The sequence below is a fragment of the Shigella sp. FC1661 genome (genome assembly GCF_001712525.1).
GTDB lineage: Bacteria > Pseudomonadota > Gammaproteobacteria > Enterobacterales > Enterobacteriaceae > Escherichia > Escherichia coli.
Map to the genome: position 1 here is coordinate 1 of NZ_MDGW01000075.1, position 8,918 is coordinate 8,918.

Annotated in this window: 7 protein-coding genes and 2 pseudogenes; 3 read left to right on the forward strand and 6 right to left on the reverse strand. The window is 48.9% G+C overall.

Annotated elements, in window-relative coordinates; all coding sequences use genetic code 11:
- Window positions 1-335 (forward strand): annotated as a pseudogene (locus BFF42_RS05565) (IS1-like element IS1X2 family transposase); the annotation flags it as partial.
- Window positions 336-521: 186 nt separating this feature from the next.
- Here BFF42_RS05565 and tyrB read toward each other — a convergent pair.
- The 3 genes from tyrB to dnaB all read right to left on the reverse strand — a co-directional run bounded on the left by tyrB (window position 522) and on the right by dnaB (window position 4,515).
- Window positions 522-1,715, reverse strand: a complete 1,194-nt coding sequence (tyrB, locus tag BFF42_RS05570; RefSeq protein WP_000486977.1) for an aromatic amino acid transaminase — start codon at window positions 1,713-1,715, stop codon at window positions 522-524.
- Between the two features lie 252 nt (window positions 1,716-1,967).
- Window positions 1,968-3,047, reverse strand: coding sequence for an alanine racemase (alr, locus tag BFF42_RS05575; protein WP_001147344.1), 1,080 nt, complete (start codon window positions 3,045-3,047; stop codon window positions 1,968-1,970).
- Window positions 3,048-3,099: 52 nt separating this feature from the next.
- Window positions 3,100-4,515 carry a replicative DNA helicase gene (gene dnaB, locus BFF42_RS05580; protein WP_000918363.1) on the reverse strand — a complete coding sequence of 472 codons (1,416 nt, stop codon included), beginning with the start codon at window positions 4,513-4,515 and terminating at the stop codon, window positions 3,100-3,102.
- Window positions 4,516-4,597: 82 nt separating this feature from the next.
- Here dnaB and BFF42_RS05585 point away from each other — a divergent pair, with 82 nt between their 5' ends.
- Window positions 4,598-5,581, forward strand: coding sequence for a quinone oxidoreductase (locus BFF42_RS05585; RefSeq protein WP_039060470.1), 984 nt, complete (start codon window positions 4,598-4,600; stop codon window positions 5,579-5,581).
- Window positions 5,582-5,745: 164 nt separating this feature from the next.
- Here the strand turns inward: BFF42_RS05585 and pspG are convergent, their stop codons facing one another.
- The 3 genes and pseudogenes from pspG to BFF42_RS05600 all read right to left on the reverse strand — a co-directional run bounded on the left by pspG (window position 5,746) and on the right by BFF42_RS05600 (window position 8,507).
- A complete protein-coding gene (gene pspG, locus BFF42_RS05590) occupies window positions 5,746-5,988 on the reverse strand; it encodes an envelope stress response protein PspG (RefSeq protein WP_000891393.1) in 243 nt (80 codons plus the stop codon).
- Window positions 5,989-6,121: 133 nt separating this feature from the next.
- Complete coding sequence (gene dusA, locus BFF42_RS05595) at window positions 6,122-7,159, reverse strand: tRNA dihydrouridine(20/20a) synthase DusA (protein WP_004988151.1); 1,038 nt, start codon at window positions 7,157-7,159, stop codon at window positions 6,122-6,124.
- Window positions 7,160-7,521: 362 nt separating this feature from the next.
- Window positions 7,522-8,507, reverse strand: a pseudogene (locus BFF42_RS05600) (DUF2713 domain-containing protein).
- A gap of 252 nt (window positions 8,508-8,759) precedes the next feature.
- On the opposite strand from BFF42_RS05600, the gene BFF42_RS05610 reads away from it, so the two are divergent.
- Window positions 8,760-8,918, forward strand: a 159-nt coding sequence (locus tag BFF42_RS05610) for an IS1 family transposase (RefSeq protein ID WP_032277379.1), incomplete at its 3' end; no start/stop codon positions are given.

Sequence of the window (8,918 nt, forward strand, 5' to 3'; positions counted from 1 at the left end):
GCTGGCTGTTTTACGCGTATGACAGGATACGGAGGACGGTTGTGGCGCACGTCTTCGGTGAACGCACTCTGGCCACACTGGAGCGTCTTCTGAGCCTGCTGTCGGCCTTTGAGGTCGTGGTATGGATGACGGATGGCTGGCCGCTGTATGAATCACGCCTGAAGGGAAAGCTGCACGTTATCAGCAAGCGTTACACTCAGCGCATTGAGCGACATAATCTGAATCTGAGACAACATCTGGCAAGGCTGGGACGGAAGTCACTGTCGTTCTCAAAATCGGTGGAGCTGCATGACAAGGTCATCGGGCATTATCTGAACATAAAACACTATCAGTAAGTTGGCAGCATTACCGGAAAGGAATTCCAGTTAATTGGGATAAACTTAACAATAAAAGAACTGACAACGTTTTATTATCTCTCACGTAGAACAACGGCATCAAAAAAATCATCTACAAAGAAATAGTGAAAGCGACGACAGTTTAATTTCACTGCAGGCTGGGTAACTCCAGCCTGCTTTCCTGCATTACATCACCGCAGCAAACGCCTTTGCCACACGTTGTACATTTGCCGTATTTAACCCGGCGACACACATGCGACCGCTGGCGATGAGATAGACACCAAATTCTTCACGTAGTCGGTCAACCTGAGCGGCACTTAAACCGGTATAACTGAACATGCCGCGCTGATTAAGCAGATAATCGAAATTGCGTTCTGGCATCTCTGTGCTTAATACCTTCACCAATTCCTGACGCATTGCCAGAATGCGAGTACGCATCTCTTCTACTTCCGCCAGCCAGCTGGCTTTCAATGCCTCGTCATTCAGCACTGCAGCCACCACCTGCGCACCCAAATTCGGCGGGCTGGAGTAGTTGCGGCGAACTGTTGCTTTCAATTGCCCCAGTACGCGGCCAGCGGCTTCGGCATCTTCACACAGAACAGAAAGTCCGCCGACGCGCTCGCCGTAAAGGGAGAAAATTTTCGAGAACGAATTGCTCACCAGAGCGGGTAATCCAGCGCTGGCAATGGCGCGAATAGCGTAGGCATCCTCTTCCATACCGGCACTAAATCCTTGATAGGCAATATCGAGGAATGGGATAAGCTCGCGGGCTTTGAGAATTTTAATCACCGCATCCCACTGATCATTAGTGAGATCGGCACCTGTTGGGTTGTGGCAACATGGATGCAGCAACACAATACTGCGGGCAGGTAATGTTTTCAGCGTCGCCAACAGGTCATTAAAGCGCACGCTGTTAGTCGCTTCGTCATACCAGGGGTAAGTACTCACTTCGAATCCAGCCCCGGCGAATATTGCTACGTGGTTTTCCCAGGTAGGATCGCTGACCCAGACGCCTGATTCCGGGAAGTAGCGTTTCAGGAAATCCGCGCCCACTTTCAATGCCCCTGAGCCGCCAAGGGTTTGAATGGTTGCTACGCGCTGTTGTTGCAGTACCGGATGGTCCGCACCAAACAGCAGCGGCGCAATGGCATGGCGATAGCTGTTAAGCCCTTCCATCGGTAAATAAAGCGAAGCGCCATGGGGCTGCGCATTCAGGCGCGCTTCCGCCTCCGCCACGGCTTTCAGTTGTGGAATAATTCCGTCTTCGTTGTAGTACAGACCGATACTTAAATTCACTTTGTCGCTGCGAGGGTCTTCTTTAAAACGCTCCATAAGCGTAAGAATCGGGTCGCCAGCGTAGGCGTCAACTTTTTGAAACACGCGATGGTTCTCCAGGTTTACGGGCAGGTGGTTAAAACACAATAAACCGGAAGAAGGCGAAGATCGAGTGGATGTTCAGGAGCGAACGGCAATTAGCAACAGAGTGAGACTCATGACAAACGAACATCCGCCAGAGGCACGACCTTTATAAGAGCATGAAAGAACATCAACTTATTGAATTTTTAGGATTTTATTGGCCGGATAAGGCATTCACGCCGCATCCGGCACAGACAATCAAATATTACAGAACGATTAATCCACGTATTTCATCGCGACCCTTGAAGTCAGGCGCGTAATAAGTTCGTAAGCGCTCACTTTTGTCATTTCAGCGATACGTTCTACGGGCAAACCTTCGCCCCATAAAATGACCGGATCCCCGGCTTTGTCCTGCGCCTGTGGACCTAAGTCTACGCAGATCATATCCATCGCCACGCGCCCGACAATCGGTACTTCGCGACCGTTCACCAGCACTGGCGTACCGGATGGAGCGGCGCGCGGATAACCATCGCCATAGCCCATCGCGACTACGCCAAGACGGGTATCACGTTCGCTTACCCAGGTTCCACCATAACCAACAGGCTCTCCGGCTTTATGCTCACGCACGGCAATCAGGCTGGAGGTTAGTGACATCACTGGCTGACAGCCAAAATCGGCACCGGTGGAGCGATCTTCCAGCGGCGAGACGCCATAAAGAATGATGCCCGGGCGCACCCAGTCAAAATGCGATTGTGGCCACAGCAGAATGCCACCCGACGCGGCAATGGAACGTTGACCAGGTTTGCCTTCGCAAAAGGTATTAAAGATAGCGAGTTGTTTCTCGGTTGCGCCACATTTTGGTTCATCCGCGCGCGCAAAATGGCTGACGATATTCACCGGCTGACGAACGTTTTTGCACTGTGTCAGGCGATGATAAAACGCCCCAGCCTGTTCCGGCCTTACGCCCAGACGGTGCATACCGGTATCGAGTTTCATCCAGACGGTAACCGGCTCGTCCAGGCTAGCCTCTTCCAGCGCAGCCAGCTGTTCTTCGTTATGCACGGCGGTATGAAAATGTTGCGCAGAAATCGTCGGCAGATCTCTGGCATCAAAAAAGCCTTCGAGTAACAGTACAGGTTTGGTGATTCCCCCCGCACGCAGTCGCAGAGCTTCTTCGAGACGGGCTACGCCAAAGGCGTCAGCATCGGGGAGCGTTCGCGCGGTCTCAAGAAGACCGTGACCATAAGCGTTCGCTTTCACCACCGCAACCATTTTACTGGCAGGGGCCAGTTCACGAAGACGTTGCAGGTTGTGTCGCAGAGCGCGGCGGTTAATCACAACAGTTGCCGCTTGCATTTGTGTTCCTTGATAAGTGTTTGCTTTAATTACCTAATTCATAAAATAATTATTATTCGTCGTCGTACTGCGGCCCCGCATAGTTGTCGAAGCGCGACCATTGACCGTTAAAGGTCAGGCGTACCGTCCCGATTGGGCCGTTACGTTGTTTACCGATAATAATTTCCGCGATGCCTTTTAAATCACTGTTTTCGTGATACACCTCATCACGATAGATAAACATGATCAAGTCCGCATCCTGCTCGATAGAGCCAGATTCACGCAGGTCGGAGTTGACCGGGCGTTTGTCGGCACGTTGTTCCAGAGAACGGTTCAACTGGGACAGCGCCACCACCGGCACGTTCAGTTCTTTCGCCAGTGCTTTCAGCGAGCGAGAGATTTCTGCAATTTCCAGCGTACGGTTATCGGAAAGCGCCGGTACGCGCATCAGTTGCAGGTAGTCGATCATGATAAGCCCGATGCCGCCGTGTTCACGGGCAATACGGCGTGCGCGGGAACGCACTTCCGTTGGCGTCAGGCCGGAGGAGTCATCGATATAGATATTGCGTTTTTCGAGCAAAATACCCATGGTGCCGGAAATGCGCGCCCAGTCTTCATCATCGAGCTGCCCGGTACGGATTTTAGTCTGGTCAACGCGCGACAGCGACGCCAGAGAACGCATCATAATCTGTTCTGAAGGCATCTCCAGCGAGAAGATAAGTACTGGTTTATCCTGCAACATCGCCGCGTTTTCGACGAGGTTCATCGCAAATGTTGTTTTACCCATCGACGGACGCGCGGCGACGATGATCAAATCCGACGGCTGCAAGCCAGCGGTTTTTTTGTTGAGATCGTCATAACCGGTGTTTACTCCGGTAACGCCATCGTGTGGCTGCTGAAACAACTGCTCAATACGCGCCACGGTTGCGTCGAGCACATCGGCGATGTTCTTCGGCCCTTCGTCTTTGTTTGCACGACTTTCGGCAATTTTAAAGACGCGGGATTCAGCAAGGTCCAGCAGATCTTCGCTGGTACGCCCCTGCGGATCAAAACCGGCTTCAGCAATCTCATTCGCAACCGAGATCATCTCACGGACAACGGCACGTTCACGCACGATGTCAGCATAAGCACTGATGTTCGCCGCACTTGGCGTATTTTTTGACAGCTCTGCCAGATAAGCAAAACCACCGACGCTATCGAGTTGCCCCTGGCGTTCCAGCGATTCCGCAAGGGTAATCAGATCGATAGGACTACCGCTTTCCTGCAAACGCGCCATTTCAGTAAAGATATGGCGGTGTGGGCGGGTGTAAAAATCGTCTGCCACCACACGCTCGGCTACATCGTCCCAGCGTTCGTTATCCAGCATTAAACCGCCCAACACCGACTGCTCCGCTTCGATCGAGTGCGGAGGCACTTTCAGCCCGGCAACTTGTGGATCGCGTTCGCGGGGTTCAGCCTGCTGTTTGTTGAAGGGTTTATTTCCTGCCATAGTGAATGGAGTTACCGAGATAAAGAATGGGTCGAAACTTTACCATATGAAGCAGACCCTGACGATACGTTCTGGAGGACACATGGCAACACGAATTAAATTTCACAAGCACGGTGGCCCGGAAGTACTTCAAGCCGTAGAGTTCACTCCTGCCGATCCGGCAGAGAATGAAATCCAGGTCGAAAATAAAGCCATCGGCATCAATTTTATCGACACGTATATCCGCAGCGGCCTTTACCCGCCGCCATCACTACCCAGCGGATCAGGTACCGAAGCGGCAGGCATCGTGAGTAAAGTCGGCAGTGGTGTAAAGCATATTAAGGCAGGCGATCGTGTAGTCTATGCGCAGTCGGCGTTAGGCGCTTACAGCTCTGTGCATAACATTAATGCGGATAAAGCGGCGATTCTGCCTGCGGCTATTTCTTTTGAGCAAGCTGCAGCATCTTTCCTGAAAGGCTTAACGGTTTATTATCTGCTGCGCAAAACCTATGAAATTAAACCCGATGAACAGTTCCTGTTCCACGCAGCGGCTGGCGGCGTTGGCTTGATTGCCTGCCAGTGGGCAAAAGCTCTGGGCGCGAAACTTATCGGCACCGTAGGAACCGCGCAAAAAGCGCAGAGCGCGCTAAAAGCCGGCGCGTGGCAGGTTATTAACTATCGTGAAGAGAATCTGGTCGAGCGATTGAAAGAGATCACCGGCGGTAAGAAAGTGCGCGTAGTGTACGATTCCGTGGGCAGAGACACCTGGGAACGGTCGCTGGATTGCCTGCAACGCCGCGGCTTAATGGTCAGTTTTGGCAACTCATCAGGTGCGGTTACCGGTGTGAACTTAGGCATTCTCAATCAAAAAGGCTCGTTGTATGTGACACGCCCTTCCCTGCAAGGCTATATCACCACGCGGGAGGAATTAATCGAGGCCAGTAATGAACTGTTCTCTTTGATTGCCAGCGGTGTGATTAAGGTCGATGTCGCCGAGCAGCAGAAATATCCGCTGAAGGATGCGCAGCGTGCGCATGAGATTCTGGAAAGCCGGGCGACGCAAGGTTCCAGCCTGCTGATTCCATAAAAGAAATAGGGCTTCCACCTGGGAAGCCCTTTCTTTTTATAGTCGGCTGTATGTAGGGTACAGCACGATGAATCTGTTAGAGGCGCAATAGTGACAGATTTGATTATCAATTCCTATTTTGTTCTAAGGATAAAACCTTAGGTTGTGATCATCCGCACAATCCCTTAGTAACGCCAGCGGTCATAACGCTGATATTTAGGCACTTTTGGTGCTTTAATCGCCTTAATAACCCACACCACCGCAATCGCCAGTAGTAACCACGGCAGCAACTTAATCATCAATGCCAGCATACCGCCGAGGAACATAATGGCCGTCGCCACAACCAGCGCGGTGATAATGCCCAGCAACGAAACGTCGGTGACCATCAGCATGACAAAAAAGCCAATCACAAAAAGTAGTTCCAGCATGATGCTCTCCCAAATATGAAATCTCTTGCTGGCATTACAAGAATCATGCCAAAAATAATCTATTGATTTAACAGCAAAACGCCCCGCGACGGTGCGCAGGGCGTGGTGAATTTGACTACTTTTTGGTGAAAAGTTAACGCTTATCCGCCACCAGTTTGAGCGCGTGTTCCAACACATTAATGTCTGCACCCGCTTTATGGGCATTTTCACTTAAATAACGCCGCCACTGCCGCGCGCCAGGAATACCCTGGAACAAGCCCAACATATGCCGGGTAATATGGCCGAGATACGTCCCCTGGCTGAGTTCACGCTCAATGTACGGATACATGGCGCGCACTACCGCCACCGGATAGGCATCGGTATCCGAGGAACCAAAGATCTCCCGGTCTACCGCCGCCAGAATACCCGGATTCTGATACGCCTCGCGCCCGACCATCACGCCATCCATATGTTGCAGGTGTGCTTTGGCCTCTTCCAGCGACTTGATACCACCGTTAATCGACATTGTCAGATGCGGAAAGTCACGCTTCAGTTGATACACACGCGGATAATCGAGCGGCGGGATTTCACGGTTTTCTTTCGGGCTTAACCCCGAAAGCCAGGCTTTACGTGCATGGATGATGAACATCCCACACTCGCCTTTGCCGGAAACGGTGTTGATGAAATCGCAGAGAAATTCATAGCTGTCCTGGTCATCGATGCCAATACGCGTTTTCACCGTCACCGGAATCGACACCACATCGCGCATCGCTTTCACGCAATCGGCAACCAGCTGCGCATTACCCATCAGACACGCACCAAACATGCCGTTCTGCACCCGGTCAGACGGGCAGCCGACATTCAGGTTGATCTCATCATATCCACGCGCTTCTGCCAGCTTCGCACACTGTGCCAGCGCCGCCGGATCGCTACCGCCGAGTTGCAACGCTACCGGATGTTCTTCTTCACTGTACGCCAGGTAATCACCTTTACCGTGAATAATCGCCCCTGTGGTCACCATTTCGGTATACAGCAACGTATTGCGGGAAAGCAGACGCAAGAAATAGCGGCAATGTCTGTCCGTCCAGTCGAGCATTGGTGCAACGCTAAACCGACCACTCCAGTGAACGTCAGTTTTTTCAGGCATTGCGCTGGTTTGGTTGATTTTTTGCATTTCAGAATTACCGTGCATTTTCAAATGTAGAGATTATTTTATCGATATATCATGGGGTTATGTTATTCAGCATCACTATTCAGGAGGCTCAATAGCGGGGTACTATACCATAACAACAGGAAGCGCCTGTCTCATTGCAAAAGAAAATTGAGATCCTCTCAAGGCATGAAGCTCTCACGAAGTGATGGAAATAATCTTATTAGCCGTTAACTTTGTTAAGGCCAATGATAAACAATCCAGGTTCGACGATAAATAAAAAATCACACATTAAACTCTGGTGATATATCTCCCTGCTAATAGCATTGATAGAGAAAAAAGGACCCAATAAATATTGGGTCCTTTTATATAATGCCTTCCATACTATCGAAGAACTTCACATATTATTTCTCCGATTTAACCCCGAACAAATCATAAATTAATTTAGAAGTGTCTGTAAGTATTTTAATCTCTTCCTTTGAGGTTGGGTCAAACGACTTCGCGAAGCTAATTAATTGTGGTGCAGCATCTCGCATTTTGCTTAAAATATCAGGATCGAGCGTCCCTTCATTCACCAGATGTGACATCTTATCCAGATAGCCATCAAAATTCATTTCTCCCCCATCAGCCAGACGCTTCATCTCTCCCAGGTACTTCTTCATATCACGTTGAGATAATTTTTCAAACTGAGCTTTCAGGTAGCTCTCATTATTTTCATTAATATACACTGTTTCTGATAAATCTGCGTAGGCACTAGAATATGAAAGTGAAATTAACAGCGAAGCAAATAATTTTAAGCTGTTGTCATCATGTTCCTGGCAGGTATTAACAAACGTTAAAAAACCAGAACCTATTGCTTGAAAATGTATATTCGCTAAAGGTTCATTATCCTTAGATTCCTCATAAAATAGCTGAACCGTGGAGGGAAGGCCATTCTTAGTTTCTACATCAAAAGTACATTGTTCAATGGGAGTCGCATCTTTATTATCCCCAGGATTACATATACTATTAATCGCGAAATGAAAAATAGCCCGGTCAACAACTGATGCAATAAAGTCACGATCGTTTAAATCCTCATCAGTGCAATCGTCAATATACTTATTGACCCACATTTTGAGATCATTTATTTGCTCAATTAAAAACACATTTTTTTACGTGCATGCCATAAATTATGCGTGATTCGTTGAATAAACAAATCTATTTTTGCAATAATTATATCCCGATGACGCAGCGCTGCATAATCAATAGATTTACCATATATATTATTTAATTTACCTTTGATTGAACCTCTATTATCTAATTTATCTTTGATTGCATCTTCATTATCGAATTGATTTGAATTGAGTGTTTTATTAAAGTATCCAGTTGCACCGGGTATTATCTTCAACATGATTCATCTACCTTTTTTGTCGTACCGTGTCCTCCTTATAATTCTTTTGCCATCTGGTCACTATCAAAAATCGCTCATAATTTCTGAACTACAGGTATGCGTTTAAACCCAGTTAAATAAATAGCGAGTTAACTTGAAGCAATTTATTTAAAAATGAATTATTAATTATTATCGTGTTGATAATGGTACGACAAGGCGGTAATGCTGCCAACTTACTGATTTAGTGTATGATGGTGATTTTAAGGTGCTTGCGTGGCTTCCATTTCCATCAGATGTCCTTCCTGCTCCGCTACTGAAGGCGTGGTGCGTAACGGCAAAAGCACTGCCGGACATCAGCGCTATCTCTGCTCTCATTGCCGTAAAACATGGCAACTACAGTTCACTTACACCGCCTCTCAGCCCGGTACGCAC